The 26,962-nt window shown below is 72.4% G+C and carries 26 protein-coding genes and 1 tRNA gene; 16 read left to right on the top strand and 11 right to left on the bottom strand.

From position 1 onward, the window contains the following. Nucleotides 1-164: 164 nt before the first annotated feature. The 6 genes from DNK56_RS05770 (at nucleotide 165) to DNK56_RS05795 (ending at nucleotide 7,570) form a co-directional block, all read left to right on the top strand. Nucleotides 165-1,061 carry an FAD binding domain-containing protein gene (locus DNK56_RS05770; protein ID WP_111331039.1) on the top strand — a complete coding sequence of 299 codons (897 nt, stop codon included), beginning with the start codon at nucleotides 165-167 and terminating at the stop codon, nucleotides 1,059-1,061. Next, nucleotides 1,058-2,428 (top strand): 2Fe-2S iron-sulfur cluster-binding protein, encoded by a 1,371-nt coding sequence (locus DNK56_RS05775; protein ID WP_111331041.1) that lies wholly within the window; start codon nucleotides 1,058-1,060, stop codon nucleotides 2,426-2,428. Before DNK56_RS05770 ends, DNK56_RS05775 begins: the two co-directional genes overlap by 4 nt. Then, nucleotides 2,425-4,761 carry a xanthine dehydrogenase family protein molybdopterin-binding subunit gene (locus DNK56_RS05780; protein ID WP_111331044.1) on the top strand — a complete coding sequence of 779 codons (2,337 nt, stop codon included), beginning with the start codon at nucleotides 2,425-2,427 and terminating at the stop codon, nucleotides 4,759-4,761. The genes DNK56_RS05775 and DNK56_RS05780 overlap by 4 nt, the downstream gene beginning before the upstream one ends. 115 nt (nucleotides 4,762-4,876) lie before the next feature. After that, nucleotides 4,877-5,260, top strand: coding sequence for a hypothetical protein (locus tag DNK56_RS05785; protein WP_111331046.1), 384 nt, complete (start codon nucleotides 4,877-4,879; stop codon nucleotides 5,258-5,260). Between the two features lies 1 nt (nucleotide 5,261). After that, entirely contained in the window at nucleotides 5,262-6,983 is a 1,722-nt protein-coding gene (locus DNK56_RS05790) for an alpha/beta hydrolase (RefSeq protein WP_241989773.1), read from the top strand. Between the two features lie 95 nt (nucleotides 6,984-7,078). Continuing rightward, entirely contained in the window at nucleotides 7,079-7,570 is a 492-nt protein-coding gene (locus tag DNK56_RS05795; protein WP_111331049.1) for a hypothetical protein, read from the top strand. A gap of 57 nt (nucleotides 7,571-7,627) precedes the next feature. On the opposite strand, the gene DNK56_RS05800 is transcribed toward DNK56_RS05795, so the two are convergent. Further along, nucleotides 7,628-7,699, bottom strand: a tRNA-Cys gene (locus DNK56_RS05800). Between the two features lie 181 nt (nucleotides 7,700-7,880). Between DNK56_RS05800 and DNK56_RS05805 the strand changes: the two genes are divergently transcribed. From DNK56_RS05805 to DNK56_RS05830, 6 genes are all read left to right on the top strand, one after another. Then, nucleotides 7,881-9,347, top strand: coding sequence for an MFS transporter (locus DNK56_RS05805; protein WP_111331052.1), 1,467 nt, complete (start codon nucleotides 7,881-7,883; stop codon nucleotides 9,345-9,347). 40 nt (nucleotides 9,348-9,387) lie between these two features. Next, nucleotides 9,388-9,588: a ribbon-helix-helix protein, CopG family gene (locus tag DNK56_RS05810; RefSeq protein ID WP_111331055.1), complete on the top strand. Its 201-nt coding sequence runs from the start codon at nucleotides 9,388-9,390 to the stop codon at nucleotides 9,586-9,588. After that, nucleotides 9,585-9,974, top strand: a complete 390-nt coding sequence (locus DNK56_RS05815) for a type II toxin-antitoxin system death-on-curing family toxin (protein ID WP_111331057.1) — start codon at nucleotides 9,585-9,587, stop codon at nucleotides 9,972-9,974. The genes DNK56_RS05810 and DNK56_RS05815 overlap by 4 nt, the downstream gene beginning before the upstream one ends. Before the next feature lie 148 nt (nucleotides 9,975-10,122). Then, nucleotides 10,123-11,904 (top strand): DEAD/DEAH box helicase, encoded by a 1,782-nt coding sequence (locus DNK56_RS05820; protein WP_111331060.1) that lies wholly within the window; start codon nucleotides 10,123-10,125, stop codon nucleotides 11,902-11,904. Between the two features lie 464 nt (nucleotides 11,905-12,368). Next, nucleotides 12,369-13,010, top strand: a complete 642-nt coding sequence (locus DNK56_RS05825) for an IclR family transcriptional regulator (protein WP_111331062.1) — start codon at nucleotides 12,369-12,371, stop codon at nucleotides 13,008-13,010. Nucleotides 13,011-13,033: 23 nt separating this feature from the next. Then, complete coding sequence (locus tag DNK56_RS05830; RefSeq protein ID WP_111331065.1) at nucleotides 13,034-13,816, top strand: S16 family serine protease; 783 nt, start codon at nucleotides 13,034-13,036, stop codon at nucleotides 13,814-13,816. An 11-nt stretch (nucleotides 13,817-13,827) separates the two neighbouring features. Here DNK56_RS05830 and DNK56_RS05835 read toward each other — a convergent pair whose 3' ends face one another. The 7 genes from DNK56_RS05835 to DNK56_RS05865 form a co-directional block, all read right to left on the bottom strand. Beyond that, a complete protein-coding gene (locus tag DNK56_RS05835) occupies nucleotides 13,828-14,031 on the bottom strand; it encodes a hypothetical protein (protein WP_111331067.1) in 204 nt (67 codons plus the stop codon). Between the two features lie 14 nt (nucleotides 14,032-14,045). Continuing rightward, nucleotides 14,046-14,657, bottom strand: a complete 612-nt coding sequence (locus DNK56_RS05840) for a winged helix-turn-helix domain-containing protein (protein ID WP_111331070.1) — start codon at nucleotides 14,655-14,657, stop codon at nucleotides 14,046-14,048. A 100-nt stretch (nucleotides 14,658-14,757) separates the two neighbouring features. After that, nucleotides 14,758-15,738 (bottom strand): glycine betaine ABC transporter substrate-binding protein, encoded by a 981-nt coding sequence (locus tag DNK56_RS05845; RefSeq protein WP_199563869.1) that lies wholly within the window; start codon nucleotides 15,736-15,738, stop codon nucleotides 14,758-14,760. After that, nucleotides 15,735-16,610, bottom strand: a complete 876-nt coding sequence (locus DNK56_RS05850) for an ABC transporter permease (protein ID WP_111331075.1) — start codon at nucleotides 16,608-16,610, stop codon at nucleotides 15,735-15,737. The genes DNK56_RS05845 and DNK56_RS05850 overlap by 4 nt, the downstream gene beginning before the upstream one ends. Then, nucleotides 16,607-17,881 (bottom strand): ABC transporter ATP-binding protein, encoded by a 1,275-nt coding sequence (locus tag DNK56_RS05855; protein ID WP_199563868.1) that lies wholly within the window; start codon nucleotides 17,879-17,881, stop codon nucleotides 16,607-16,609. The genes DNK56_RS05850 and DNK56_RS05855 overlap by 4 nt, the downstream gene beginning before the upstream one ends. Next, nucleotides 17,874-18,521: an ABC transporter permease gene (locus tag DNK56_RS05860; protein ID WP_111331078.1), complete on the bottom strand. Its 648-nt coding sequence runs from the start codon at nucleotides 18,519-18,521 to the stop codon at nucleotides 17,874-17,876. Before DNK56_RS05860 ends, DNK56_RS05855 begins: the two co-directional genes overlap by 8 nt. Nucleotides 18,522-18,535: 14 nt before the next feature. Further along, nucleotides 18,536-19,009: an Lrp/AsnC family transcriptional regulator gene (locus DNK56_RS05865; RefSeq protein WP_111331080.1), complete on the bottom strand. Its 474-nt coding sequence runs from the start codon at nucleotides 19,007-19,009 to the stop codon at nucleotides 18,536-18,538. Nucleotides 19,010-19,138: 129 nt separating this feature from the next. Between DNK56_RS05865 and hppD the strand changes: the two genes are divergently transcribed. Next, nucleotides 19,139-20,284, top strand: coding sequence for a 4-hydroxyphenylpyruvate dioxygenase (hppD, locus tag DNK56_RS05870; protein WP_111331083.1), 1,146 nt, complete (start codon nucleotides 19,139-19,141; stop codon nucleotides 20,282-20,284). Between the two features lie 78 nt (nucleotides 20,285-20,362). On the opposite strand, the gene DNK56_RS05875 is transcribed toward hppD, so the two are convergent. After that, nucleotides 20,363-22,105 (bottom strand): tetratricopeptide repeat protein, encoded by a 1,743-nt coding sequence (locus DNK56_RS05875; RefSeq protein WP_111331085.1) that lies wholly within the window; start codon nucleotides 22,103-22,105, stop codon nucleotides 20,363-20,365. A 97-nt stretch (nucleotides 22,106-22,202) separates the two neighbouring features. Here DNK56_RS05875 and DNK56_RS05880 point away from each other — a divergent pair, with 97 nt between their 5' ends. Then, a complete protein-coding gene (locus tag DNK56_RS05880) occupies nucleotides 22,203-23,570 on the top strand; it encodes an FAD-binding oxidoreductase (RefSeq protein WP_111331088.1) in 1,368 nt (455 codons plus the stop codon). A 20-nt stretch (nucleotides 23,571-23,590) separates the two neighbouring features. On the opposite strand, the gene DNK56_RS05885 is transcribed toward DNK56_RS05880, so the two are convergent. Then, a complete protein-coding gene (locus DNK56_RS05885; RefSeq protein ID WP_111331090.1) occupies nucleotides 23,591-24,073 on the bottom strand; it encodes an SsgA family sporulation/cell division regulator in 483 nt (160 codons plus the stop codon). A gap of 216 nt (nucleotides 24,074-24,289) precedes the next feature. Here DNK56_RS05885 and DNK56_RS05890 point away from each other — a divergent pair, with 216 nt between their 5' ends. Together DNK56_RS05890 and DNK56_RS05895 are read left to right on the top strand one after the other, a co-directional pair. Next, nucleotides 24,290-25,606, top strand: coding sequence for an RDD family protein (locus tag DNK56_RS05890; protein WP_111331093.1), 1,317 nt, complete (start codon nucleotides 24,290-24,292; stop codon nucleotides 25,604-25,606). A 39-nt stretch (nucleotides 25,607-25,645) separates the two neighbouring features. Continuing rightward, nucleotides 25,646-26,314 (top strand): RDD family protein, encoded by a 669-nt coding sequence (locus tag DNK56_RS05895; RefSeq protein WP_111331095.1) that lies wholly within the window; start codon nucleotides 25,646-25,648, stop codon nucleotides 26,312-26,314. A gap of 25 nt (nucleotides 26,315-26,339) precedes the next feature. Here the strand turns inward: DNK56_RS05895 and DNK56_RS05900 are convergent, their stop codons facing one another. Beyond that, nucleotides 26,340-26,627, bottom strand: coding sequence for a hypothetical protein (locus DNK56_RS05900; RefSeq protein ID WP_111331098.1), 288 nt, complete (start codon nucleotides 26,625-26,627; stop codon nucleotides 26,340-26,342). Nucleotides 26,628-26,962: the final 335 nt, after the last annotated feature.

A 26,962-nucleotide genomic window follows, 5' to 3' on the forward strand; every position in this document is an offset into this window, starting at 1 on the left:
GGCAAACCGGGACCATTACCCTGACGTCGGGCGGACACTCCCTTCGCGGACCTGCGCGTCGGGCCGGTCCGAAGATGTGCCAGAGTTGCCACGTCCGGGCTTCGAGCACGTACCGTACGGCGAAACAGGCGGGAGCGCCGGGACACCGGGAAGGGGCAGCTGGGTTGACCACGCACGCACCGCAGGCGACGCAGTCCGTGACGCTGCCTGCCTCGCTGGACGAGGCGGTGGCGGCACTCGGCGCCATGCCGGCCGCCGTCCCCGTGGCAGGCGGCACGGACCTGATGTCGGCCGTCAACAAGGGGCTCCTGCGCCCCTCCGGCCTCGTCGGGCTCGGCCGGATCAGCGAACTGCGCGGCTGGCACTACCAGGACGGACACGCCCTGCTGGGCGCCGGCCTGACCCACGCGCGCATGGGGCGGCCCGACTTCGCGGCCCTCATCCCCGCGCTCGCCGCCGCCGCCCGCGCGGCGGGCCCCCCGCAGATCCGCAACGCCGGCACGCTCGGCGGCAACATCGCGACCGCCGCCCCCACCGGGGACGCGCTGCCGGTGCTCGCCGCGCTGGAGGCCGAACTCGTCATCGCGGGCCCCGGCGGCGCCCGCCGCGAGATCCCCGTCTCCCATCTGCTGGCCGGCCGCGAGATGCTGGAGCCCGCCGAGCTGATCGGCTTCGTCCGCGTACCGCTGCTGCACGCCCCGCAGGTCTTCCTCAAGGCCACCGGGCGCACCGGGCCCGGCCGCGCCACCGCCTCCGTCGCGATCGTCCTCGACCCGGCCAGGCGCGGAGTGCGCTGCGCGGTCGGCGCCATCGCGCCGATGCCGCTGCGCCCGCTGGAGGCCGAGCGCTGGATCGCCTCGCTGATCGACTGGGACGGGGCGCGCGGCCTCGCGCCGGACGCGCTGGCCGCCTTCGGCGAGTACGTCGCGGCCGCCTGCATCCCGGACCAGGAACCACCCGCCGACGGGGGCCAGGCACCACCGCTGCCCCCCGCCGTACTGCATCTGCGGCGCACCGTCGCCGCACTGGCCCGACGCGCGCTGGGGAGGGCACTGTCGTGAGCAAGGAGAACCCCGCCGAGCAGCCGGGCGGCTGGCAGCCGACCCCGCAGGGCGACTACGACGGCGACGCGACGGCCTTCGTCCAGCTGCCGCCGGAGGACCTGGCGGACATTCCGCTGGCCGCGCCCGGTCACGGCTACGTCCCGCCGATGATCCTGCCGCTGACCCCGGCGGCCGGTCTCGACCCGGCGGCCACCGGTAACTGGGCCGTCCAGCCCCCGGTCCAGGCCGCCGCCCCGCAGCCCGAGCCGTCCGCCCCGGACGCGGTGCACTGGCCGGACCCCAACCAGCAGACCGGCTACGGCTACCAGGAGCCGTACCCGGCCGACGCGGGCACGGCCGGCCAGGACACCTCGACGGCCTGGCCCACCGCGGAGACCGCCCTCTCCGACGACTCCGGCGAGCTGTACACGGCCCCGCCGGCCGCCGACTGGTACGCCGACCGCCCGGCCACCCTGCCGGGCGGCGCCCCGGCCCCGTGGGCCGTCCCGGCCCAGGAGCCCCACGCCGAGAGCGCTCCCGAGGCGGAGGCGGCGCCCGGTCCCGACGAGCGGCCCCACCCGGACCCGGTCCACGAACAGGCCCCCGACGCGGAGGCGGCCCAGGAGGAGCCCGCCCCCGCCCCGGCCGAAGCGGACCCGGCCCCCGACCCGGACCCCGGCACCGACGCCGGCACCGACGCCCCCGGCGCGGAAGCGGCGGAACCGGAAGCCGCGGAGCCGGAAGCCGCGGACGACGCCGGGACGGCCGGCCCCGCGCCGGACCCCGGCACGGCCGCCCCCGGCCCCGTGCTGCCCGGCGCCACCGAGCACCCCGCCGTCTCCTACGTGCTGCACGTCAACGGCGCGGACCGGCCCGTCGCGGACGCCTGGATCGGCGAGTCGCTGCTCTACGTGCTGCGCGAGCGCCTCGGGCTCGCCGGGGCCAAGGACGGCTGCTCGCAGGGCGAGTGCGGGGCGTGCAACGTCCAGGTGGACGGGCGGCTCGTCGCGTCCTGCCTGGTCCCCGCCGCCACCACCGCCGGCAGCGAGGTCCGCACGGTCGAGGGCCTGGCCGTCGACGGGGAGCCCTCCGACGTGCAGCGGGCGCTCGCCGACCGGGGCGCCGTCCAGTGCGGCTTCTGCATCCCCGGCATGGCGATGACCGTGCACGACCTCCTGGAGGGCAACCACCGCCCCAGCGAGCTGGAGACCCGCCGGGCGCTCTGCGGCAACCTCTGCCGCTGCTCCGGCTACCGGGGCGTCCTGGAGGCGGTCAACGAGGTCATCGCGGGCCGCGAGGCCGCCGCCGAGGCCGCGGCGGCGGAGCACGAAGAGGCCCGCATTCCCCATCAGGCGGTCCACCAGCAGGACGGAGGCATGGCGTGAGCAACGACGCGGCGGGCGCCACCCCCACGACGATCACCATCCCGTCGCCGGCCGGTCCCGGCGCGGCGGAGGCCGAGCGGCCCCGGCTGGGCATCGGCGCCTCGCTGCCGGCCGCGGACACCCGCGCCAAGACCGAGGGCACCTTCCCGTACGCCGCCGACCTGTGGGCCGAGGGCCTGCTCTGGGCGGCCGTCCTGCGCTCCCCGCACGCGCACGCCCGCATCCTGTCCATCGACACCTCGGCGGCCGCCGCGATGCCCGGCGTACGGGCGGTCGTCACCCATGAGGACGTGCCGGGCGAAGCCCTGTACGGCCGCAAGGTCGTGGACCGGCCGGTGTTCGCCGCCGACCTGGTCCGCCACCACGGCGAGCCGATCGCGGCCGTCGCCGCCGACCACCCGGACACGGCCCGGCTGGCCGCCGCCGCCATCGCCGTCGAGTACGAGGTGCTGGAGGCCGTCACCGACCCGGAGAAGGCGTTCGCGGCCGAGCCGCTGCACCCCGACGGCAACCTCGTACGCCACATCCCGCTGCGCTACGGCGACCCCGAGGCCACCGGCGAGGTCGTCGTGGAGGGGCTGTACCGCATCGGCCGCCAGGACCCGGCCCCGATCGGCGCCGAGGCCGGCCTCGCCGTGCCCCGGCCGGACGGCGGGGTCGAGCTGTACACCGCCTCCACGGACCCGCACACCGACCGCGACCTGGCCGCCGCCTGCTTCGGCCTGGAACCGGAACGGGTCAAGGTCGTCGTCACCGGGGTGCCCGGCGCCACCGGCGACCGCGAGGACCCCGGCTTCCAGCTGCCGCTGGGGCTGCTTGCCCTGCGCACCGGCTGCCCGGTGAAGCTCGCCGCCACCCGCGAGGAGTCCTTCCTCGGCCACGCCCACCGCCACCCCACGCTGCTGCGCTACCGCCACCACGCGGACGCCGAGGGCCGGCTGGTCAAGGTGGAGGCGCAGATCCTGCTGGACGCCGGGGCGTACGCGGACGACTCGTCGGAGTCGCTGGCCGCCGCGGTGGCCTTCGCCTGCGGCCCCTACGTCGTCCCGCACGCCTTCATCGAGGGCTGGGCGGTACGGACGAACAACCCGCCGTCCGGCCATGTCCGGGGCGAGGGCGCGATGCAGGTGTGCGCGGCCTACGAGGGCCAGATGGACAAGCTGGCGGCCAAGCTGGGCGTCGACCCGGCCGAGCTGCGCATGCGCAACGTCCTGGCCACCGGGGACATCCTGCCCACCGGCCAGACGGTGACCTGCCCCGCGCCGGTCGCCGAACTGCTCACCGCCGTACGGGACTTCCCGCTGCCCGCGCTGCCCAAGGACGCCCCGGAGGACGACTGGCTGCTGCCGGGCGGGCCCGAGGGCGCGGGGGAGCCGGGCGCGGTGCGGCGTGGCGTCGGATACGCGCTGGGCATGGTCCACATGCTCGGCGCGGAGGGCGCCGACGAGGTGTCCACGGCCACGGTCCGGGTCCACGACTCGGTCGCCACGGTCATCTGCGCGGCCGTCGAGACGGGCCAGGGCTTCTCCACGCTGGCCCGCCAGGTGGTCCAGGAGACCCTGGGCGTCGAGGAGGTGCACGTCGCCGCCGTGGACACCGACCAGCCACCGGCCGGCGCGGCCACCCACGGCCGCCACACCTGGGTCTCGGCCGGCGCCGTCGAACGCGCCGCCAGGATGGTCCGCACCCAGCTCCTCCAGCCGCTGGCCCACAAGTTCGGCATGTCCACGGAGCTGCTCCAGATCGCCGACGGCAAGATCACCTCGTACGACGGGGTGCTCTCCACGACGGTGTCGGAGGCGCTGGACGGCAAGGAGCTGTGGGCCACCGCGCAGTGCCGCCCGCACCCCACCGAGCCGCTGGACGAGTCGGGGCAGGGCGACGCCTTCGTGGGCATGGCCTTCTGCGCGATCCGCGCGGTGGTGGACGTGGACATCGAGCTGGGCTCCGTACGCGTGGTGGAGATGGCGGTCGCCCAGGACGTGGGCCGGGTCCTCAACCCGGCCCAGCTGGCGACCCGTATCGAGGCGGGCGTCACCCAGGGCATCGGCGCCGCCCTCACCGAGAACCTGCGCACCGCCCGCGGCCTCGTCCGCCACCCGGACCTGACCGGCTACGCGCTGCCGACGACGCTGGACGCGCCGGAGATCCGCATCGTGAAGCTGATCGAGGAGCGGGACGTGGTGGCGCCGTTCGGCGCGAAGCCCGCGTCGGCGGTGCCGGTCGTGACCTCCCCGGCCGCCGTGGCGTCGGCGGTCCGCGCGGCGACGGGCCGCCCGGTCAACCGCCTCCCGATCCGCCCCCAGGCCGCGGTCGTCACCTCGCAGGGCTGACCGCAGGGCCTCCCCGTAACGCCCGGTGGGGTGGGGCGACTTGAGTACGCGTACTCAAGTCGCCCCACCCCACCGGGCGTTAGCGTGTGGCGCAGCTGCGACCGAGGGGGGAAGCATGACCACGCCGATCGACGGCGGCACACAAGGGCTCTGGATCGACCCGCACCAGGTGGGGAAGGCGGCAGCCGCCGCCGGCAAGGTCGCCGAGGACATACCCGGCGACGCCAAGAGCCTGTTCGAACCGACGGACGCGGCAGTGGCCGGGCTCACGGGATTCGACTCCGCGCACGCGCTGGACGAGTGCCTGGACGCGTGGACGAAGGCGCTGCGCGCGCTGGCGGACCTGGTGGAGGGCGCCGGAGACGCGGTCCGCGACTCGAACAACGCCTTCGCCCAGGACGACCGGCAGCGCCGGGACGCGTTCCTCGGCCCGTACGCGCCGGGCATGAGTCCACCGGACATGTACTACTCCCCACCCGCTGTGAACGGCGGGCACTGAGATGCGCCTGCCGGAACTCCGCGACGCCGAGCCCTTCCTGCTGACCGACGCCGGTGACGCCTGGAACGCGCTGGCGGAGAAGGTCGTCACCCGGGCCGGCGAATTCGGCACGTACCTGCACCGTCCTCTCGTCGAGGAGAAGGTGTGGGGCGGACTCACCGCCGAGACCGCCGCCGAACGGCTCGGCCGGATTCGCTGGTACATGAACATCGCCAAGGAGGAACTGGCGGGCGTCGGCACCGTGTTACGTGCCTGCGGTGAGGAACTGGCCCTCCAGCAGGTCCGGCTCAGGACCGCCCTCGACGACGCGTCGGGCGCCGGCTACAAAGTCGCCGACGACGGCTCGGTCACCGCTCCGACCATCGACACCGCCCACATGGCGCCGGGCGACGTCGGGATGATGCACCGCGACCAGGCGGCCCGCGCCCAGGAGTACGCCGACCGGATCGCCGAGGCGTGGCGCGGGGCGCGGGCGGCGGACAAGGAGTACGCGGCGAGCATCAAGATCTTCACCGACGCGGCCGACCGGTGCGCCAAGGGCGACTGGTCGGCCCGTCTGCTGGAACTGGCTACGGCGAGCGGGGCCGACAACGAACTGCTGACCCGGCTCGGCATGCCGGATGCCAAGGCCCCGGCCGACGCCGTCCAGTCCTGGTGGGCCTCGCTCTCACCGGCGCTCCGCACCGAGCTGATCGAGGACTACCCGCAGCTGCTCGGCAACCGCGACGGCATCCCGGCGGCCGACCGCGACCACGCCAACCGCCTGTACCTGCCGACCCTGCTGGACAGCCTTGAGGCCCAGTACGCGGCGGCCTCGGGGGACGAAGCGGCGGCGCTGAAGGACAAGATCGAGGGGGTGAAGGGGATCCAGGAGCGGTTGGATCGGGAACGCAAGCCCTACCCGTATCTCCTTGGCCTCGGTGAGGAGGGCAACGGCCGCGCGATCGTGTCGTACGGCAACCCGGACACGTCGAAGAACGTGTCCGCGTATGTGCCGGGTCTCAAAACGAAGTTGAACGCGCACTTCGCCTCTTCGGACTTGGACCGTGCCCGGAACGTGGCGGACATGGCGAACGAGAGGTACCCGGATACCACCACTGCCTCCATCGTCTGGCTGGGCTATGACGCACCCCAGATGAACGGCTTGGAGTGGTCGTCCACCGATGTCATGCGTGATGACGACGCCAAGGCAGGTGCTCCGGCCTACAACGAATTTCTGCACGGAATTCGGGCCACGAATGAATCCGGGTTCCCACATGTGACGGCCATCGGCCATTCGTACGGTTCCCTGACCGTGGGCCAGGCCACCCAGCTGCCTGGCGGAATCCCCGCCGACGACGTCATTCTCGTGGGTAGCCCGGGCGCCGGAGTCGATCACGCCGAGGATTTGGGCGTGGGCGCCGATCATGTCTACGTCGGAGCGGCGGAGCACGATCAGGTGACCAACCTGCCCTCGGGAAACATTCTGAGGTATGTCTCCCCCGGGAGCGAGTACGGACCCAAGGTGAATTGGTTCGGCACCGACCCGGCCGACGACCATTTCGGAGGACATCATTTCAGCGTAGCCGACGGCGAAGACACCGGTCTGCGGGGGCTGGTGATGGGGGACACTCCTGCGCATTCGATCTATTTTGACCGGACGGACGGAGGCGACTCTCTGAAAAACATCGCGCGTGTCGTGGCCGGTCATGGTGATGCGATCACCACCGCGGCGCCGAGGTGATGAGTGTGAGGAGTTCGGCGCGGCTGCTGGGCTGTCTGCTTCTGACAGTGTTTCTCACAGCTTGTCAAGCCGGGAAGGAGCAGGAGGAGCCCAAGATGGACATGCAGCAGGCGGGCCAGCGTGCGGAGGAGATCCTCGATGGCACGATGGAGGCAATCCAGCCGCCGGTGAAATGGGTGCGAGGGGTGGCGATGGAGTCGGCGTGCAGCACCGGCCTGAATGAGCCGACCGGGACGACGACCGTTATGCGCGGCAGGAACATCCTCACTGTGGTATCCGCGCACCGGCGCGGTGAATTGTTGGCGATGGTCCAGCGGTACTTGGAGAGTCAAGGTTTCGGGGACTTCGACATCGACCACGACGAGAAGATGCCGGAGCTCCGGGCCACGGCTGCTGACGGACTCACCGTGATCCTGGGCGTCGGCAGTATCGGAAATGTCAATGTCGATGCTGGTTTCGGATGCGTACGGGACTCCGAGATGACCTACCCGAAGGGGACGCCCTTCCGGCCTGGAGGGCCGAAGAAGGTGGAGCGGATTCCTCACGAACACTCGCCCTACTGGTCGGCCACCGGTGCACCGCAATGACCCGGAACGCCGAACCGCCCGCACCCTCGGTGAGGGGGCGGGCGGTTCGCCATTCGGAGACCGTGACCGGATTCGAACCGGTGTAACTCGATTTGCAGTCGAGCCCCTGAGCCTCTCGGGCACACGGTCCTGCGTGGTGTCGCGCAACTGAACGTAGGCCCGGCCGCACGGGCGCTCAAGGGTTCGGCCCGGCGTGCAACGCGACTGCCACACGCCGTTCACGTTCGGCGCGGGACGTAGGACCAGGAGCGTAGGACGGCCGGGACCTTCGACAGGGTTCACCTCGCGTTTCGCCCCTTACTCTTGGCTCATGACCGCCCTGGAACCGCGGGACGCCGATGTCCCCTGCCTCATCGAAGACCCCGACGCCCCCGGCGTCGCGAAGCCCGCACCGCCGGAGGGGGTCCTCGGGCGGACGTACCGGGCGCTCAGCGTCGGCATCGTCTCCGTGGTCTTCCTGATCGCCTTCGAGGCGACGGCCGTGGGCACCGCGATGCCGGTCGCCGCGCGGGAACTGCACGGCATCCCGCTGTACGCGTTCGCGTTCTCGGCGTACTTCACCACCAGCCTCTTCGCCATGGTGCTGTCCGGGCAATGGGCCGACCGGCGCGGCCCGATGGCACCCCTGGCCGCCGGGATCAGCGCCTTCGGGGCGGGGCTGCTGCTGTCCGGGACCGCGGGCACGATGTGGCTGTTCATCGCGGGGCGTGCCGTGCAGGGGCTCGGCGGCGGGCTGGTGATCGTCGCGCTGTACGTGGTGATCAGCCGCGCCTATCCGGAGCGTCTGCGGCCGGCGATCCTGGCGGCGTTCGTCGCGAGCTGGGTCATCCCGTCGGTCGTCGGACCGCTGGCCGCCGGCAGCGTGACCGAGCACCTGGGCTGGCGGTGGGTGTTCGTCGGCATCCCGGTCCTGGTGGTCTTCCCGCTCGCGCTGGCGCTGCCGGAGATCCGGCGCAAGGCGTCCGGGGCCGCGGACCCGGCGGTGGCCGCGGCGGGGTTCGACCGGCGGCGCATCGCGCTCGCGCTGGGGATCTCGCTGGGGGCCGGGCTGCTCCAGTACGCCGGCCAGGAGCTGGACTGGCTGTCCCTGCTGCCGGCGGTGGCCGGGGCCGCGCTGCTCGTACCGGCGATCCGGGGCCTGCTGCCGCACGGCACCTGGCGCGCGGCGCGCGGGCTGCCCGCGGTGGTGCTGCTGCGCGGGGTGGCCGCCGGTTCCTTCATCGCCGCCGAGTCCTTCGTCCCGCTGATGCTGGTCACCCAGCGCGGGCTCTCGCCGACCCTGGCGGGCCTCTCGCTGGCGGCCGGCGGCGGTACGTGGGCGCTGGGCTCCTTCGTACAGTCCCGGCCCCGCGTGGAGCCGTACCGGGGGCGCCTGATGGTCGGCGCGATGATCCTGGTCGCGCTCTCCATCGCGGCCGCCCCGGCGGTGCTGATCGACTCCGTGCCGGTGTGGACGGTGGCGGTGGCCTGGGCGTTCGGCTGCTTCGGCATGGGCCTGGTGATCGCCTCCACCAGCGTGCTCCTGCTGAAGCTCTCCGCCCCCGAGGAGGCGGGCGCCAACTCCGCCGCCCTCCAGATCTCCGACGGCCTCTCCAACGTGCTCCTGCTGGCCGCGGGCGGAGCCGCGTTCGCCGCCCTGGGCGGCGGCACGATGGACGCCGCCCACGAAGCCGCCGCCACCAACTCCCACCCGGCCGCCTTCGCGGTGGTCTTCTTCCCTATGGCGGCGGTCGCCCTGGCGGGCGCGTGGGTGGCGGCACGAGTACGGGAGCGCTGACTGGTACCGGATTAACCCCATGCGGTGGTACCGTTTTGGTATGGCCATGAACCTGCGTCTCCGCGACGACCAGACGGAAGCCCTCAAGCAGCGTGCCGAGCAGGAGGGCACCAGCATGCACGCCATACTGCTCAGGGCCGTGGACGACTATCTGGCCCGCACGGCTCAGCAGGCGATCGTCCGCCGCACGGCGCAGGAGCAGGCGGCCAAGTGGAGCGAACTCATGGAGCGGCTCAAGTGAGCTGTGTCTACCTGAGCTCCGAGGACGTTCTCGTCATCGCCGAGCACGCCTGTCCGGACATGCGGATCGTGCTCCGCGACGGCGGTCTCCTGGAGTCGGCGGTCCACCGGCCCTCGGCCGCCATGTTCGGCCAGGAGGCGTACCCGGACGTCCTCGAGAAGGCGGCCGCGCTGCTTCAGTCCCTGTCGGTCAACCACCCGTTCTTCGACGGGAACAAACGCACCGCCTGGCTGTCCTGCGTGACCTTCCTCGTCATGAACGGGATCGACCTCCGGCCGGACATCGACGCGGCGGAACGCCTGGTCATCGCGGTTGCGACGGGCGAGGTGGACGAGTTGAAGGCCATCGCCGACAGACTGCGCGACCTGGTGACCGCCCCCGTGTGAGAGCGGTCGCACTTCCGTGTCGGGCGGGGTGGATCGCCGTCGGGCGGGGGCGGGACCCCGGTAGGGTGGCCCGGTTGTCGTATCGCGTGGAGCCGGTCCGGCCCGCGCGGACAGCGCCCACGTACCCGAGAGACCCGAACCGGAGACCGTGACTACTACCGCCTCCCACCACCTCTCACCCGCCTTCCCCGGCCGCGCCCCCTGGGGCACGGCCGGCAAGCTGCGAGCCTGGCAGCAGGGCGCCATGGAGAAGTACATCCAGGAGCAGCCGCGCGACTTCCTCGCCGTCGCCACCCCCGGCGCGGGGAAGACCACCTTCGCGCTGACCCTCGCCTCCTGGCTGCTGCACCACCACGTCGTGCAGCAGGTCACCGTCGTCGCACCCACCGAGCATCTGAAGAAGCAGTGGGCCGAGGCGGCCGCCCGGATAGGGATCAAGCTCGACCCCGACTACAGCGCCGGTCCGCTGAGCAAGGAGTACCACGGGGTAGCCGTCACCTACGCGGGCGTCGGCGTCCGCCCGATGCTGCACCGCAACCGGTGCGAGCAGCGCAAGACGCTCGTCATCCTCGACGAGATCCACCACGCCGGGGACTCCAAGTCCTGGGGCGAGGCGTGCCAGGAGGCGTTCGACCCGGCCACCCGCCGGCTCGCCCTCACCGGCACCCCGTTCCGCTCGGACACCAACCCCATCCCGTTCGTCGTGTACGAGGAGGGCGACGACGGCATCCGGCGCTCCTCCGCCGACTACACCTACGGCTACGGCAACGCCCTGGCCGACGGCGTCGTGCGCCCGGTGATATTCCTCAGCTACAGCGGCAACATGCGCTGGCGCACCAAGGCCGGCGACGAGATCGAGGCCCGGCTCGGCGAGCCCATGACCAAGGACGCCATCGGGCAGGCGTGGCGCACCGCCCTGGCGCCCACCGGCGAGTGGATTCCCAATGTGCTGAGCGCCGCCGACAAGCGGCTCACCGAGGTCCGCAAGGGCATCCCGGACGCCGGCGGGCTCGTCATCGCCACGGACCAGGAGTCGGCACGCGCGTACGCCAAGATCCTCAAGAAGGTCACCGGCGAGTCCGCCACCGTCGTCCTGTCCGACGAGAAGGCCGCGTCGAAGAGGATCGACACGTTCAGCCAGGGCGACTCGCGCTGGATGGTCGCGGTCCGGATGGTCTCCGAGGGCGTGGACGTGCCGCGCCTCGCGGTCGGGGTGTACGCCACCACCATCTCGACCCCGCTCTTCTTCGCCCAGGCCGTCGGCCGCTTCGTGCGCTCCCGCAGGCGCGGCGAGACCGCGTCCGTCTTCGTCCCCACCATCCCGATGCTCCTGGAGTTCGCCAACGAGATGGAGGTCGAGCGGGACCACGTGCTCGACCGCCCCAAGAAGGCCGGCGACGAGGAGAACCCGTTCGCCGAGGAGGACAAGCTCCTTGCCGACGCCGAGCGGCTGGAGGACGAGGAGACCGAGGACCAGCTGCCCTTCGAGGCGCTGGAGTCCGACGCCGTCTTCGACCGGGTGCTGTACGACGGCGCCGAGTTCGGCATGCAGGCCCACCCCGGCAGCGAGGAGGAGCAGGACTACCTCGGCATCCCCGGCCTCCTCGAACCCGACCAGGTGCAGCTGCTCCTCCAGAAGCGGCAGACCCGGCAGATCGCGCACAGCAGGCAGAAGCCCGCGTCCGAGGCCGACCTGCTGGAGAAGCCCGCCAAGGACCGGCCGGTCGTCACGCACAAGCAGCTCCTCGGGCTGCGCAAGCAGCTCAACACCATGGTGTCGGCCTACACCCACCAGAGCGGCAAGCCGCACGGCGTCATCCACACCGAACTGCGCCGGGTCTGCGGCGGGCCGCCGAGCGCGGAGGCCACCGCCGGGCAGATCGAGCAGCGCATCAAGAAGGTCCAGGAGTGGGCCACCCGCATGAGGTGACGGCCCCCGACGGCCCCCGTCCGCCGCGTACCGCCACGGCCCCGGAACCCTCCCCGCGAGGGTTCCGGGGCCGCCGCGCACCCTGGGGCAGCTCGAAAATCGCCAGAAAAATTTTCACGGTGAGTTAACCCCAGTTCACATCCCGTCTACGGAGCGTCGCGACGGCGTCGACCGACATGGACGCGCGTAGATGGACCACCCGCCGCCCGCGCGCCGCTGACCGGCGCTTATGCTCGTGCCGCACAACCGGGCTCGCGCGGGCGCCCGGATTCTGGACGAGGTCTTCCGCTGAGCGGACTCGCTCGCTACTGTCCAAAAAAAGTGAACGCCCCGTGGCAATGCCGCCGCGGAGCGCAGCCGGTGCCTTGGCCAGGCCGGCGGCCTCTCCGTGCGTCGCCTCCGGGACCGGTGGCGCACTTCCCACGGGACAGCCGCCGCCGCTCACCCACGGAGGAGAGGGCGTCGTGACCGCGGAAACCTCCCAGACGCTCGACAGAGGACTGCGTGTCCTCAAACTGCTCGCCGACACCGACCACGGCCTCACGGTCACCGAGTTGTCCAACAAACTCGGCGTCAACCGGACCGTGGTCTACCGTCTGCTCGCCACGCTCGAACAACACACCCTGATACGCCGCGACTTGGGCGGCCGGGCACGGGTCGGCCTCGGCGTGCTGCGCCTGGGCCGCCAGGTGCATCCGCTGGTCCGGGAAGCGGCGCTGCCGGCGCTGCGCTCGCTGGCCGAGGACATCGGGGCCACCGCCCACCTCACGCTGGTCGACGGCTCGGACGCGCTGGCGGTCGCGGTGGTGGAGCCGACCTGGACCGACTACCACGTCGCCTACCGGGCGGGCTTCCGCCATCCGCTGGACCGGGGCGCCGCCGGGCGCGCGATCCTGGCCGCCCGCCAGCGGCCGGTGGCCGAGACCGCCTTCACGCTCACCCACGGGGAGCTGGAGGCGGGCGCGAGCGGTGCGGCGGCGGCGCTGATGGGGGTGACCGGGGTGGAGGGAAGCGTCGGCGTGGTCATGCTGGCGGACTCCGTGCCGGAGCGCGTCGGCCCCCGCGTGGTGGACGCCGCCCGTGAGGTCGCGGACGCGTTGCGCTGAGGGAGGCACGTTAGATTGGGCGCGTGTTCACACCGCGCGCCCGTACCCTCGCCCTCGCCGCCCTGCCCGTCGCCGCCCTCATCGGCACGGCCGCCTTCGCGCCGCTGCCGTTCACGCTGGCGCAGCCGGGGACGACCGCGAATGTGCTGGGGGACGACCACGGCACGCCCGTGATCAGCGTCAAGGGCACCCCGACCCGCTCCACCGAGGGCGAGCTGCGGATGACGACGATCGTGGCGACGGGCCCGGAGGCGGACGTCGGCCTCGGGGACGTCGTGGACAGCTGGTTCCGTACGGACCGGGCCGTGATGCCCCGCGACTCGGTGTACCCGACGGGCGGCTCCGAGAAGGAGATCGAGCGGCACAACCTGGACGACATGGCGAAGTCGCAGGACGCCGCCGTGGACGCCGCGCTGAACTACCTGGGCCGGAAGCCCGGCTCCGTGGACATCACGCTGCATCTGGCGGACATCGGCGGCCCCAGCGCCGGCCTCTTCTTCGCGCTGGGCATCGTGGACAAGCTGGACGGCGACGGCTCCGGCGGCGACCTCACCGGCGGCCGTGTCATCGCGGGCACGGGCACGATCGACGCGGACGGGGACGTCGGCGCGGTCGGCGGGGTCTCGCTCAAGACGCAGGCGGCCCGCCGGGACGGGGCGACCGTCTTCCTGGTGCCGAAGGCGGAGTGCTCGCAGGCGAAGTCCGAACTCCCCGACGGCCTGCGGCTGATCCCGGTCACCACGCTCAAGGGGGCGGTGGACTCGCTGCGCGCCTTGGAGCGCGGGGGGAAGGTCCCGGGCTGCTGAACCCGGCGGCGCTACGCGGGACGGGGAGCGCGGGCCGGGCGGCCCGCGGCGCCGGCCGGGAGCACGCGCAGCCCCATCTCGACGATGGCCCAGCCCAGCCGGTTTCGCAGCTTCCGGCGCAGGGCCGTGCGGCGGGCGAGACGGAGGTCGCGGACGTGCAGGCGCATCTCGGAGGAGTGGACGCGGTACGGGGCGAGGCAGGTTTCGGGGTCCATGACGGTCGGTCCTTTCAGTCGGTGCGGCGCGGGAAGACGTGCACATGGGCGCGGACCACGGCGGAACCCTCGGTGCCCTCGGGGACGCGGCCGCGGTAGCTGTTGATCAGGTCATTGACCTTCTGGGTGAGTTCGAGGGAGAGCTCGGGCGTCAGGCGGAGCTTGAAGTCGCTGAGGCCGGAGCCCTCGTACCACTCGTGGGACCACTCGTGCATCGTGCCGAGCCAGGTGCTGAGCTCCTGCGCGTGCAGGGTGGCGATCTCGTGCAGGACGACGCCCATGGCGCCCCGCACCTCGGGGTCGGCGTGCTGCATGAGGTCGGAGTCGAAGGCGGCACCGGCGTGTGCGGCCCGCCACCAGCGTTCGCGGCCCTTGCCGCGGGTCGGGTCGTCCTCGACGAAGCCGTACGAAGCCAGCTGGCGCAGGTGGTAACTGGTGGCGCCGCTGGACTCGCCGAGCCGCTCGGCGACGCCGGACGCGGTGGCGGGGCCGTGCTCGCGCAGGGCGTTGAGCAGGCGGAGCCGCAGCGGGTGGGCGAGTCCGCGCAGGGCGCGGGCGTCGATGTGCAGGAGGCTGGGGTCCACCGCCGTGGCGCTGTGGTCGTCGTGAACTTCGCTGGAGGGCATGGCTCCACCGTAGAGTTGCAAAGAGTGTTTTGCAACGGGTTTTTGCAAAGAACCTTTGCACGCGGTTCGCGGCGGGCTCGCCCCACGCGGTCGCGGGGGTTCAGCCCTCCTTGATGAAGCCCTCCTCGACCAGCCAGTCCTTGGCCACCTCGTGCGGGTCCCGGCCGTCCACGTCTACGCGGGCGTTCAGCTCCTGGGCCACCTCCGTGGTCAGCCGCTTGCTGAGGGGGTCGAGGAGGCCGGCGATCTCCGGGTACTTCTCCAGCGTGGGGGTGTGCACCACGGGCGCCGCGTTGTAGTTGGGGAAGAAGTGCTTGTCGTCCGCCAGGACCTCCAGGTCCATCGCATTGATGCGGCCGTCCGTGGTGAAGACCTCGCCGAGCAGGCAGGAGTCGGACTTCGAGACCTGGGTGTAGATGATCCCCGCGTCCATCTTCTTGATGTTGGCGGACGGCAGGGACATCCCGTACGCCTTCTCCATGCCGGGCAGTCCGTCGTCGCGCGAGGCGAACTCGTTCTCGACGCAGACCGTCACCGCCGACGGGTCCTTCTTCGCCAGAGCTGCCGCGTCGGACAGCGTCTTGAGGTGGTACTTGGCGTTGTTGCGGCGGCTGACGGCGAGCGCGTACGTGTTGTTGAGGGTGGACGGCCGCAGCCAGGTCACCCCGTTGCGCAGGTCCGCGTCGCGCACCGCCTTCCACTGCTCCAGCGGGTCGGAGATGGGCTTCGCGTGCCCGAGGTACGTGATCCAGCCGGTGCCCGTGTACTCGTACATGGCGTCCGCCTCGCCCTGGGCGATCGCCTCGCGGGCGCTGATCGAGCCCGGCAGGTTCGTCCGGTCCAGGACCTCCGCCCCGGCCGCCTTGAAGATCAGCCCGATCATCTGGCCCAGGATGATGTTCTCGCTGAAGTTCTTCGAGGTCACGGTCAGCGAGGCACCGTCCAGCGGCTCCCCCCGCCCGACCGACCCGGGCACCACGTCGTCCACCATCGGCGACCCGCTCTTCAGCCCGCACCCCGCCAGCACCAGGGCCAGCGCGGCCCCGCCCGCCAGGGCCGTACGCACCCGCCGCGCCCTCATCGCCCCACCTCCAGGCCGCGCGGGGTGAGCGCGACCTCGGCCAGTGAGGCCAGCCAGTCCACCAGGAGCGCCAGCACCACCGTCAGGATCGAGCCGAGGACCAGGACCGGCATGCGCTGGGTCTGGATGCCCGAGGTGATCAGGTCGCCGAGCCCGCCGCCGCCCCCGAAGGTCGCCAGGGTCGCCGTGCCGACGTTCAGGACGAGCGCCGTGCGCACCCCGGCCAGGATCAGCGGGACGGCGAGCGGGAGTTCGACGCGGGTCAGGGTGCCCATGGCCGACATGCCGATGCCGCGCGCCGCCTCCACCATGCCGGGCTCGATCGCCTTGAGACCGGCGACCGTGTTGGAGAGCACCGGCAGCACCGCGTAGATCACCATGCCGGTGATCGCCGTGGACGGGCCGATGCCGAGCCAGATCACCAGCAGGGCCAGCAGCCCGATCGCCGGGGTGGCCTGCCCGATGTTGGCGATCGCCGTCACCACCGGGGCCGCCCGGCTCAGCCCCCGCCGGGTCAGCGCGATGCCCAGCGGAATGGCGATGACCAGCACCCAGAACGTGGAGATCGCGGTCAGCCGCACATGCTGCCACCAGCGCACCTCGACCGTGTCACCGGCCAGCGAGTTCTCCGCGATCGAGTCCAGGGACACGTTCTCGATCCAGATGTAGGTCAGGACCAGCACCACGGCCAGCACGGCCGGGAGCACCACCAGCTTCCGCCAGGTGATCCGGCGCGGCGGCCCGGCGGGTTGCGGGGCGGGCTCCTCCTCCTCGTCCCGGAAGGCGTGGCCCTTCACGTCGTGCTCGCCCGGCGGCCGTTCGCGGCCGGGGGCGGGGGAGGGGCCGGGTGTGGGGGAGGGGCCGGAGGTCATGCGCCCGCACCGCCCTCCAGCTCCTCGGCGGTGCGGTGTTCGCGCAGCTCCTCCAGCACGTGCTGGTGCTCGATGGCGGTGAGCCGGTCCGCCTCCAGGAGTTCGTGCACCGAGTTCATCAGGGTGTGCATGTCCACGACCCCGGTGAACTCGCCGCGCCGGCCGGTCACCGCGACCCGCCCGCCGCTGTCGGTGAGGACCGCCTCCAGCGCGTCGTGCAGCGTGGCGTCGCGGGTCACCGTGTCGTGGACCAGCTGCCCGGCCCGTGCCAGGGAGCCGCGCGCCCGCATCAGGTCGCCGCGCCGCAGCCATTTGTAGGGGCGGTTCCTGCGGTCCAGCATCAGCAGCTCGTTGTGCGGGCCGGAGCGCAGCTTGTTGAAGATCGACTGGAGCGGGTCGTCCACGGTGACGGTCGGGAAGTCGGCGATCTCCACCTCGCGCACCCGGGTCAGATTGAGCCGTTTCAGCGCCGCGCCCGCGCCGACGAAGCCGGAGACGAAGTCGTCGGTCGGGTTGGTGAGGATGGCCTCCGGGGTGTCGAACTGCGCGATGTGCGAGCGCTCGCGCAGCACGGCGATCCGGTCGCCCAGCTTGATCGCCTCGTCGAAGTCGTGGGTGACGAAGACGATCGTCTTGCGGAGTTCGTGCTGGAGCCGGATCAGCTCGTCCTGGAGGTGGTCGCGGGTGATCGGGTCGACCGCGCCGAACGGCTCGTCCATCAGCAGCACCGGCGGGTCGGCGGCCAGCGCCCTGGCCACGCCGACGCGCTGCTGCTGGCCGCCGGACAGGGCGCGCGGATAGCGGCCGTGGAACTCGCGCGGGTCGAGCCCGACCAGGTCGAGCATCTCCTCGACCCGGTCCTTCACCCGCGCCTTGGACCAGCCCACCATCCTCGGGACGAGCGCGATGTTCTCGGCGACCGTCATGTGCGGGAAGAGCCCGGAGGACTGGATCGCGTAACCGATCTTGCGGCGCAGCTTCACCGGGTCGATGTCGGTGACGTCCTCGTCGTCGATCCTGATCCGGCCGGAGCTGGGCTCGATCAGCCGGTTGATCATCTTCAGGGTGGTGGACTTCCCGCAGCCGGACGGGCCCACGAAGATCACCGTCTCGCCGGCCCTGATCTCCATCGACACGTTGTCCACTGCCGGGCTGGGGTTGCCCGGGTAGCGCTTGGAGAGGTTCTCCAGCTCGATGGCCGCGCCGGACGCGGCGCCGGAGGAGGCGTCGGGCGCGGGGCGCCGATCGGAGGGTGCTGCGGTCTCAGACACGGATACCCCTCGGAATGGTGAGCCGCCCCAGCAGGACGTAGGCGGCGTCGAAGAGCAGGGCGAGGACGACGATGCCGAGCGTGCCCGTGAGCACCTGGTTGATCGCGTTGGCGCTGCCCAGTGAGGCGATGCCGCGGAAGATCTCGTTGCCCAGGCCGGGCCCGGAGGCGTACGCGGCGATGGCGGCGATGCCCATCAGCATCTGGGTGGAGACCCGGATGCCGGTGAGGATCGGCGGCCAGGCCAGCGGCAGCTCCACGCGCAGCAGCCGCGCCGTACGGGACATCCCGATGCCCTTCGCCGCGTCCACCAGCGCCGGATCGACGCCGCGCAGCCCCACGATGGCGTTGCGGACGACGGGCAGCAGCCCGTACAGCGTCAGGGTGATCACCGTGGGCGCGACGCCGAGGCCGACCAGCGGGATGAGCAGGCCGATCGCGGCCAGGGACGGAATGGTCAGCACGGTCGCCGTCGAGGTGATCGCCAGTGAGGAGCCCCATCCGCTGCGGTAGCTGACGACCCCGATCAGGACCCCGAGCAGGGTGGCGATGACCATGCACTGGAAGACGGCGCTGACGTGCTGGAACGCGTCGGTGAGCAACTGCTGGTGGCGGTTGGCCAGATACTCCCAGAAGCTCACCGTCACTCCTCGGCTCAGTCGGTGTCCTGCGCCGCCTGTTCGACGAGCGGGATGACGCGCAGGGGCACGGCGTTCTCCATGACGATGGCCGTGGAGGCCCGGACGATCCCATCAAATCCGACAACCCGGTCGATCACCCGCTGGAGATCCGCGTTGGACCGGGCCACCAGCCGGCACAGCATGTCCCCGTGCCCGGTGGTGGTGTGCAGCTCCAGCACCTCCGGTACGCCGCTCAAGTGCGCCCGTACGTCGGCGCCTTGGCCCTGTTTGATCTCCAGCGTGGCGAACGCGGTGACCGGATAGCCCAGGGCCGCCGGATCGACGTCCGGGCCGAATCCGCGGATGACGCCATTCGACTGAAGCCGGTCGAGCCGCGCCTGCACCGTCCCGCGCGCCACGCCCAGCCTGCGCGACGCCTCCAGGACCCCGATCCTGGGTTCACGGGCCAGCAGCACGATGAGCCGCCCGTCCAGTCGGTCGATCGCCATGTCCGGCCTCCGTCGGTGTGATGGTCATCATGTACAGATCGTCCGCCCATCATGGCCAACCGCTGTACAGGTTGACCAGTGAGAACGCGAACTGTTGCGCACCTTGCGAAGCGGCGGGAACCTCGGGGCATGACAGAGACGACGCACAGCGTTCCCGAGACGTCCCGGCAGGCCGACCCCTTCCCCGTCAAGGGGATGGACGCCGTCGTCTTCGCCGTGGGCAACGCCAAGCAGGCCGCGCACTTCTACTCGACGGCCTTCGGCATGAAGCTGGTCGCCTACGCGGGCCCGGAGACCGGCAGCCGCGAGACCGCCGGCTACGTCCTCACCAGCGGCTCCGCCCGCTTCGTCCTCACCTCCGTGGTGAAGGCGTCCACCGACTGGGGCCACTTCCTGGAGGACCACGTCACGGCGCACGGCGACGGGGTCATCGACCTCGCCATCGAGGTGCCGGACGCCCGCGCCGCCTACGCCTACGCCGTCGAGCACGGCGCCACCGGCATCGAGGAGCCCTACGAGACGAAGGACGAGCACGGCACCGTCGTGCGCGCCGCCATCGCCACGTACGGCAAGACCCGCCACACCCTCGTCGAGCGCACCGGCTACACCGGCCCCTACCTGCCCGGATACGTCGAGGCGGCGCCGATCGTCGAGCCGCCGGCCAAGCGCTACTTCCAGGCCATCGACCACTGCGTCGGCAACGTCGAACTCGGCCGGATGAACGAGTGGGTCGAGTTCTACAACAAGGTCATGGGCTTCACGAACATGAAGGAGTTCGTGGGCGACGACATCGCCACCGAGTACTCCGCGCTCATGTCCAAGGTCGTCGCCGACGGCACGCTCAAGGTCAAGTTCCCGATCAACGAGCCGGCCATCGCCAAGAAGAAGTCGCAGATCGACGAGTACCTGGAGTTCTACGGCGCCGCCGGCGTCCAGCACATGGCGCTCGCCACGAACGACATCGTCGCCTCGGTGAAGGCGATGCGCGCCGCCGGTGTGCAGTTCCTCGACACCCCGGACTCGTACTACGACACCCTCGGCGAGTGGGCGGGCGAGACCCGCGTGCCCGTGGAGACCCTGCGCGAGCTGAAGATCCTCGTGGACCGCGACGAGGACGGCTACCTGCTGCAGATCTTCACCAAGCCGGTCCAGGACCGCCCGACCGTCTTCTTCGAGATGATCGAGCGCCACGGCTCCATGGGCTTCGGCAAGGGCAACTTCAAGGCCCTGTTCGAGGCGATCGAGCGCGAGCAGGAGAAGCGCGGCAACCTGTGACACGCCGGGCATGACGCAGGGGCGGGCCGGAATCCGGCCCGCCCCTGTCCGCGTTCGCGCCGCGGCCTCCCGCCCGCGTCAGCCGGCCGCCACCGTGACGGCCGGCGCCGGTACGGGGGCCTGCGCGCCGCCCGCCGAGGGCGCCGGGGCCGCCTGCGGACCCGCGGCCGCCGGAGGCGCGGGCACGGCCGCACCGCCACCCGGCGCGGGCTGCTGCGGCGCGGGAACGGGCGCCGGAGCCTGCGGTGCCGGGGACTGAGGGGCCGGGGCCTGCGGTGCCGGGGGCGCCGGCGGCCGCATGTCCGCCGGACCGCCCGCCGGCGGCTCACCCAGCGCGTCCAGCGCGTCCCGCGCCGACGACGCGTCCAGCGGCGAGAACTCCGGATTGGTGCGCAGCGCGTCCTCCAGATGGCGGCGCGCCGACCCGTAGTCGCCCACCGCGCGCTCCGTCATGCCCAGGTGGTACGCGTACGAGGCGTTCTGCCCGCCCTGCTCCACCGCCCGCCGCGCGTACTCCAGGGCCGCGTCCGGGTCGCCCGCCCGGTGCAGCGCCCAGCCCAGCGCGTCGGCCGTCGCCGGGCTGCGGTGCCCCCGCTGCCAGGCGCCCCGCAGCAGCTCCACCGCCGCGTCCGCGTCGCCGTGCGCGGCCTCGAAGCGGCCCAGCGGCAGCGACTCGTCCACCCCGCGGGCCCGGCCCCGGTCCAGCGCCGCGCGCAGCTTCTTGAACTGGTCCACCGAGTCTCCGTCCAGCCCCATCGACTCGTACAGCTCGCCCAGCTCCAGCAGGTACTGCGGGCGCGGCGACTTGGCGAGCGCCGCCTGGTAGTCCCGTACGGCCTCGTCGGTGCGCCCGAGGGCCGCCAGCGCGCGGGCCCGCCCTGCGAGCGCGGGGTGATGGCCCTTCAGGACGCGCAGCGCCGCCCCGTACTGGGCCACGGCCTCCTTCGGCTCACCGCGCTCCCAGGCCAGCTCGCCCAGCCGGGACAGGCAGGCGGCCTTCTCGGCCGGTGTCCTCGCCCGGTTCGCCGCGTTCTGCGCGGTGGCCAGCGCGTCCTCGCGCCAGCCCCGGTCCCGGTACATCTCGGCCGCCCGGCCCAGCGCCGGCACCCCGGCCCGCAGCTCGGTGAACTTCTCCACCGCGGTGATCGCCGACTTGCGGTCGCCCAGGCCGTTGTAGGCGTCGATCAGCTCCGGGTAGACCGTCCACTCCTTGGGCTGCCGCTTGCGGACCGTCTCGCCCCACTTCTTGGCCGTCACGAAGTCGTGCCGGGCGTTGGCGAGCGAGGCGAGGCCGACCCAGGCCGCCGTGTTGCCCCGCTCGCCCGGCCGCACGTCCAGCGAACGCTTGAGCGCCTGCTCGGCCCGCGTGTAGTACGCCGGGTCGGCGGCGCGCCGCCCCCACTCCACGTACGCCGACCCCAGCACCGCCCACGCGGGCGCGTCCGAGGGATGCGTGCCCACCCACTTCTGCCGGTCCCCGATGAGCGCCGTCAGATCGGCGAGCGAGGCCGGGGAACCGGCGGCCGTCGCGGACATCGCGCGCGAGACCGGACCGGGCAGCGGCGCCGCGTCCTTGTCGTCGTCGGGCACCGCGACCACCGCGCCCGTCACCAGGACCGCCCCCGCGACCATGCCGAAGGCCGCCCGGCGCAGCGTCGTGCGCATCGTGGGGGGCGGCGGCTCGGCCAGGGAGGCGGCGTCCGGCGGATAGGGGCCCGGGTCGAGCAGGCCGGGGTCCGGCAGACCGGGGTCGGGCAGGCCGGTGTCGGAGGAGTCCTCGGGCCCGGAGGCCCTCGGGGGCTGCTGAGGCGTGAGTTCCATGCCGCTCACTGTGCGTCAGTATGAAGATCACACCGTGTCTTGGGATCGCCACCGCAGACGGGTTCACACCAATGGGTCCGGGTGCCACGCTTGGATCATGGACGATCTCCCCGAACTCCTGCGGGCGGGCCTCCCGGCCGGGGCAGTGATCACCGATCCGGACGTCACCGCCTCCTACGCCCACGACATGGCGAGCTTCTGCGCGGCCGGCACCCCCGCCGTCGTGGTGCTCCCGCGCACCGTCGAGCAGGTCCAGCACGTCATGCGCACCGCCACCGCGCTGCGCGTCCCGGTCGTCCCCCAGGGCGCCCGCACGGGCCTGTCGGGCGCCGCCAACGCCACCGACGGCTGCATCGTGCTCTCCCTGGTCAAGATGGACCGCATCCTGGAGATCAGCCCCGTCGACCGGATCGCCGTCGTCGAACCCGGAGTGATCAACGCCGTGCTCTCCCGCGCGGTGGAGGAACACGGCCTGTACTACCCGCCGGACCCCTCCAGCTGGGAAATGTGCACCATCGGCGGCAACATCGGCACCGCGTCCGGCGGCCTGTGCTGCGTGAAGTACGGGGTCACCGCCGAGTACGTCCTCGGCCTCGACGTCGTCCTCGCGGACGGACGCCTGCTCAGCACCGGCCGGCGCACCGCCAAGGGCGTCGCGGGCTACGACCTCACCCGACTCCTCGTCGGCTCCGAGGGCAGCCTCGGCATCATCGTGAAGGCCGTCCTCGCGCTGAAGCCCCGGCCGCCCCGGCAGCTCGTCCTCGCCGCCGAGTTCCCCAGCGTCTCCGCCGCCTGCGACGCCGTCTGCCGGATCATGGAGAGCGGCCACACCCCCTCACTCCTCGAACTGATGGACCGTACGACCGTCCGGGCCGTCAACCGCATGGCCCGCATGGGCCTCCCCGAGACCACCGAGGCCCTGCTCCTCGCCGCCTTCGACACCCCGGACCCGGCCGCCGACCTCGACGCCGTCGCCGCCCTGTGCACGGCGGCCGGGGCCACCGAGGTCGTGCCGGCCGAGGACGCGGCCGAGTCCGAGATGCTGCTGAGGGCCCGGCGGATGTCGCTGACCGCGCTGGAGACCCTCAAGCCGGCGACGATGATCGACGACGTGTGCGTACCGCGTTCCCGGCTCGCCGCCATGCTGGAGGGCACGGCGGAGATCGCCGCGAAGTACGCCCTCACCATCGGCGTCTGCGCCCACGCGGGCGACGGCAACACCCACCCCGTCGTCTGCTTCGACCCGGCGGACGCCGACGAGTCCCGGCGGGCGCGCGAGTCCTTCGACGAGATCATGGCCCTCGGCCTCGCCCTCGGCGGCACGATCACCGGCGAGCACGGCGTCGGCGTCCTCAAGAAGGAGTGGCTGGCCCGCGAACTCGGCGAGACCGGCGTGGAACTGCACCGGGGCGTGAAGCGGGCCTTCGACCCGCTCGGGCTGCTCAACCCCGGCAAAATCTTCTGACCGTCCCTGGCCCACGCCGCTCAGTTCTCCCCCTCCTGCGCCTGCGACTCGTCCGACGGCCACGGGTCGCTCATCCACAGGTCGTCGGCCGGCAGCGGCGCGAGCAGCTCGGCCAGGCCCTCGTCGATGCCGAGCCGCTCGCTCTCGGTGCCCGGCGGGACGACGCGCAGCGTCCGCTCCACCCAGACCGCCACGGCCGCCGCCGGGACCTCCAGCAGCGCGTTGCCCTCCGGGGACGTCAGCGCCACACAGATGACGCTGTTCCCGTCCACCTTGGTGGGCCAGATCCGCACATCGCCCTGCCCGCACGGCCGGAACACCCCCTCCACCAGCAGATCGCGGGCGAACGTCCAGTACACGGGCGATTCCGAGGTGATGTGGAAGGTGATGTGCACCGCGTACGGGTCCTCGGTGCGATACGTCAGCCGGGCCGGCACCGGGATGCTGCGCTCGGGCGACAGGACCAGCTTGAGCTCAAGCTCGCGTTCCACGACGGTGTTCATGGGGGCGTCCTTCCGTTGTCAGAAGCCGGTCCCTCGACCGGCCCGCACAGGTGAGAGCGCCTTCCACGCGGTTCATTACGCGACTTCGGGAAAAAACTTCGCGTGACCGAAATGGGGGTCAAACGCCCGGACCGGCCCGGCGATCCACGCCCGTCTGGTAGATGTGGACCCCTGTATTGATGTATTGAGGCCGCGAAGAGATACGGGACCACGGTGATGAGCGCCCCAACCCCGGCACCCGGTGACGAAAGCCCCCGCGAGGGGTACTACCCCGACCCGTCCATCCCCGGTTACGTCCGCTACTGGAACGGCGCCGCCTGGGTGCCCGGCACCAGCCGTCCGGCCCCGAAGCAGGACGCGGTCGAGGAGACCGGTCCGGTCTTCCTGGACGAGGCGCCGGCGGACGCCCCGCCCGACGGGGCACGCCCCGAACCCGCGACCGCCTGGCAGGCCGACGCCTCCCGCCAGACCGGCTTCGGCGACCACCGAGTGTCGTGGGGCGAGCGGGGCACGGGCGCGGCGCCGGAGGCACCGGAGCCCGCCGCCCCCGAGCCGGAACCGCAGCCCGCCGCGCCCGTGCCCGCGCCCGCGCCCGTGCCCGTGCCCGAGAACACCGTCGCCCTCCGGGTGAACCGCCCCGGCGGCGACACCGCCCGGCCGCCCGCCGCAAGCGGCGCCCCGGCCCCCGTGCGCGACACGGACCCGCGCACCCCGAGCGCCCCGTGGGACCGTCAGGGCCCGGTGAGCCAGCCTTCGGTGAGCCCGAGTCCGGTGAGCCCGAGTGAGGTGAGCCGGCCCTCGGCAGGTCCGAGCCCCGTGGGCCAGAGTCCGGTGAGCCGAGCCCCGGTCCCGCAGGCGCGCCCCGTCCCCGCCCCGCAGCCGCCCGCCCCCGCCCCGGCACCGCAGCTGCGCCCGGCCCTCGCCCCGCAGCCTGCCGCGCCCGCCCCCGCCCCCGTGCCGCAGGCGCGGCCCGCCCCGTGGAAGCCGCCCGTCGAGGACCCGTTCCAGCGGCTCGTCGCGGCCCGGAGCGCGGGGCGGCCCGCCCCGCTCGGCAGACGGTTCGCCGCCCGGCTCATCGACACGGCGGTGCTGGGCGCGCTCACCGCGGCGGCGGCCGTTCCCCTGGCCGGCCGGGCCCTGGACCACATCGACGCCAAGATCGACGCGGCGAAGCTGTCCGGCGAGACGGTCACCGTATGGCTGCTGGACTCCACCACGGCCGCGCTGGGCGGGGCGGTCCTCGGCGTCCTTCTGGTCCTCGGCGTCCTCCTGGAGGCGCTGCCCACCGCGAAGTGGGGCCGTACGCTCGGCAAGAAGCTGTGCGGGCTCGACGTCCGGGACATCGAGTCCCACGAACCGCCCGGCTTCGGCGCCGCGCTCCGCCGCTGGCTGGTGTACGCGGTCCCCGGCCTGCTGGTGGTCGGGGCGGCCGGCGTGCTCCGGTGCCTGGTCGACCGGCCGTGGCGGCAGTGCTGGCACGACAAGGCGGCCGGCACCTTCGTGGCCGCACCCCCTTCCCCCGAACGCACCTGAGCCGTTGCGGGGGCCCGGTCGCCGGGATGCACTGCCCCCATGAGCAACGATCAGCCGCCGCCCGGTCAGCCGCCCGAGGACGATCCGTTCCGGAAGCGGCCGCCCGGTGACCAGCCGCCGTCGTCGTCCGGCTCGCCCTACGACGGCGCGCCCCCGCCGCCGCCCCCGTACGATCCGGGGCCCTCCGGGGGCGGCGGCGGGCCGTACGGCGCGGACCCGCTGGCGGGGATGCCGCCGCTCGCCGAACCGGGCAAGCGCATCCTGGCCCGGCTGATCGACTTCCTGATCATCTCCATCCCGCTCTACCTGATCTCACTGCCCTGGGGCGGCGCGGTCGGCAACACCGACGGCAACGGCAACGACGACGACGTCAGCGACCTGTTCGCCCAGACCTACAGCGGGCATCAGCTGCTCTGGACGCTGATCGGCCTGGTGGTCTACGTCGCGTACGACACGTACTTCACGCACAAGGACGGCCGCACCCTCGGCAAGCGGCTGCTGAAGATGCGGGTCGCGATGCTCGACGACGGCCGGGTGCCGGACACCGGGGCGGCGTTCATGCGGGCCGTGGTGCTGTGGCTGCCGGCGCTGCTGTGCTGCCCGTGCCTGTGGTGGCTCATCAACATCGTGCTGATGTTCACCGACAAGCCCTACCGGCAGGGCCTCCAGGACAAGGCGGCCAAGACCGTGGTGGTGACCGTCAACTGAGATTCCGCCCGGTCTCGGCCGGGGCTCAGCGGTGGCTCTGGGCGGAGACGGGCGCCCGGCCCTCCGTGGCGGCCGCGGAGCGGCGCGGAGCCGGCACCGGGGCGGCGCCCGCCGGCTCCGCCGATCGCGCGGTGTGGCGGCGGTGCCCGGTGGGTACGGTGACGGACACGGCGAGTCCGAGCGCGAGCGCGGCCGTCCCGGCCACGGCGATGCCGACGCCCGAACCGACCTGGAACAGCAGCAACATGGCCAGGTCCGCGAAGACGACGGTGACCGAACCGTAGACGAGCTGTGCGGCAGTGGGACGCGGCATGGCTGATTCCGTCCTCGGGACGTCGGATGGGCGTTCTCTCGACACGGTCGCGCTGTCGAGCGACTCTATGTCGGTGGATGCCCGTGAGGAACGGCTGGTAAGCGTAACCTAACCCACAGTGCCGGTGCACAGGGGGCGCACGGAGTCATGCCGGGCGCCCGGGTACGCTTCTGACGCACCGGTAGGTCACGGACAGGGGGCGACATTTCGTCCGGATACCGGAATGGCGCTCCTGCATAGTGCACTTGCTCTGTCCAAGTCAAGGTCTGTCTTTTCTCCCGTAACTCCGGTCGAATGTCGTCACTTGTGACGCGTTTCCGCGCGCGCGGCCTCTC

It is taken from the genome of Streptomyces sp. AC1-42W (assembly GCF_003248355.1).
GTDB lineage: Bacteria > Actinomycetota > Actinomycetes > Streptomycetales > Streptomycetaceae > Streptomyces.

Bases quoted from the DNA above. Each gene is read 5' to 3' on its own strand.
- DNK56_RS05840 (WP_111331070.1), bottom strand. From the start codon at position 14,657: ATGCCCTCCAGCGAAGTTCACGACGACCACAGCGCCACGGCGGTGGAC.
- DNK56_RS05790 (WP_241989773.1), top strand. From the start codon at position 5,262: ATGCGCCTGCCGGAACTCCGCGACGCCGAGCCCTTCCTGCTGACCGAC.
- DNK56_RS05865 (WP_111331080.1), bottom strand. From the start codon at position 19,009: ATGGCGATCGACCGACTGGACGGGCGGCTCATCGTGCTGCTGGCCCGT.
- hppD (WP_111331083.1), top strand. From the start codon at position 19,139: ATGACAGAGACGACGCACAGCGTTCCCGAGACGTCCCGGCAGGCCGAC.
- DNK56_RS05900 (WP_111331098.1), bottom strand. From the start codon at position 26,627: ATGCCGCGTCCCACTGCCGCACAGCTCGTCTACGGTTCGGTCACCGTC.
- DNK56_RS05875 (WP_111331085.1), bottom strand. From the start codon at position 22,105: ATGGAACTCACGCCTCAGCAGCCCCCGAGGGCCTCCGGGCCCGAGGAC.
- DNK56_RS05795 (WP_111331049.1), top strand. From the start codon at position 7,079: ATGGACATGCAGCAGGCGGGCCAGCGTGCGGAGGAGATCCTCGATGGC.
- DNK56_RS05885 (WP_111331090.1), bottom strand. From the start codon at position 24,073: ATGAACACCGTCGTGGAACGCGAGCTTGAGCTCAAGCTGGTCCTGTCG.
- DNK56_RS05805 (WP_111331052.1), top strand. From the start codon at position 7,881: ATGACCGCCCTGGAACCGCGGGACGCCGATGTCCCCTGCCTCATCGAA.
- DNK56_RS05835 (WP_111331067.1), bottom strand. From the start codon at position 14,031: ATGGACCCCGAAACCTGCCTCGCCCCGTACCGCGTCCACTCCTCCGAG.
- DNK56_RS05810 (WP_111331055.1), top strand. From the start codon at position 9,388: ATGGCCATGAACCTGCGTCTCCGCGACGACCAGACGGAAGCCCTCAAG.
- DNK56_RS05880 (WP_111331088.1), top strand. From the start codon at position 22,203: ATGGACGATCTCCCCGAACTCCTGCGGGCGGGCCTCCCGGCCGGGGCA.
- DNK56_RS05890 (WP_111331093.1), top strand. From the start codon at position 24,290: ATGAGCGCCCCAACCCCGGCACCCGGTGACGAAAGCCCCCGCGAGGGG.
- DNK56_RS05850 (WP_111331075.1), bottom strand. From the start codon at position 16,610: ATGACCTCCGGCCCCTCCCCCACACCCGGCCCCTCCCCCGCCCCCGGC.
- DNK56_RS05895 (WP_111331095.1), top strand. From the start codon at position 25,646: ATGAGCAACGATCAGCCGCCGCCCGGTCAGCCGCCCGAGGACGATCCG.
- DNK56_RS05845 (WP_199563869.1), bottom strand. From the start codon at position 15,738: ATGAGGGCGCGGCGGGTGCGTACGGCCCTGGCGGGCGGGGCCGCGCTG.
- DNK56_RS05785 (WP_111331046.1), top strand. From the start codon at position 4,877: ATGACCACGCCGATCGACGGCGGCACACAAGGGCTCTGGATCGACCCG.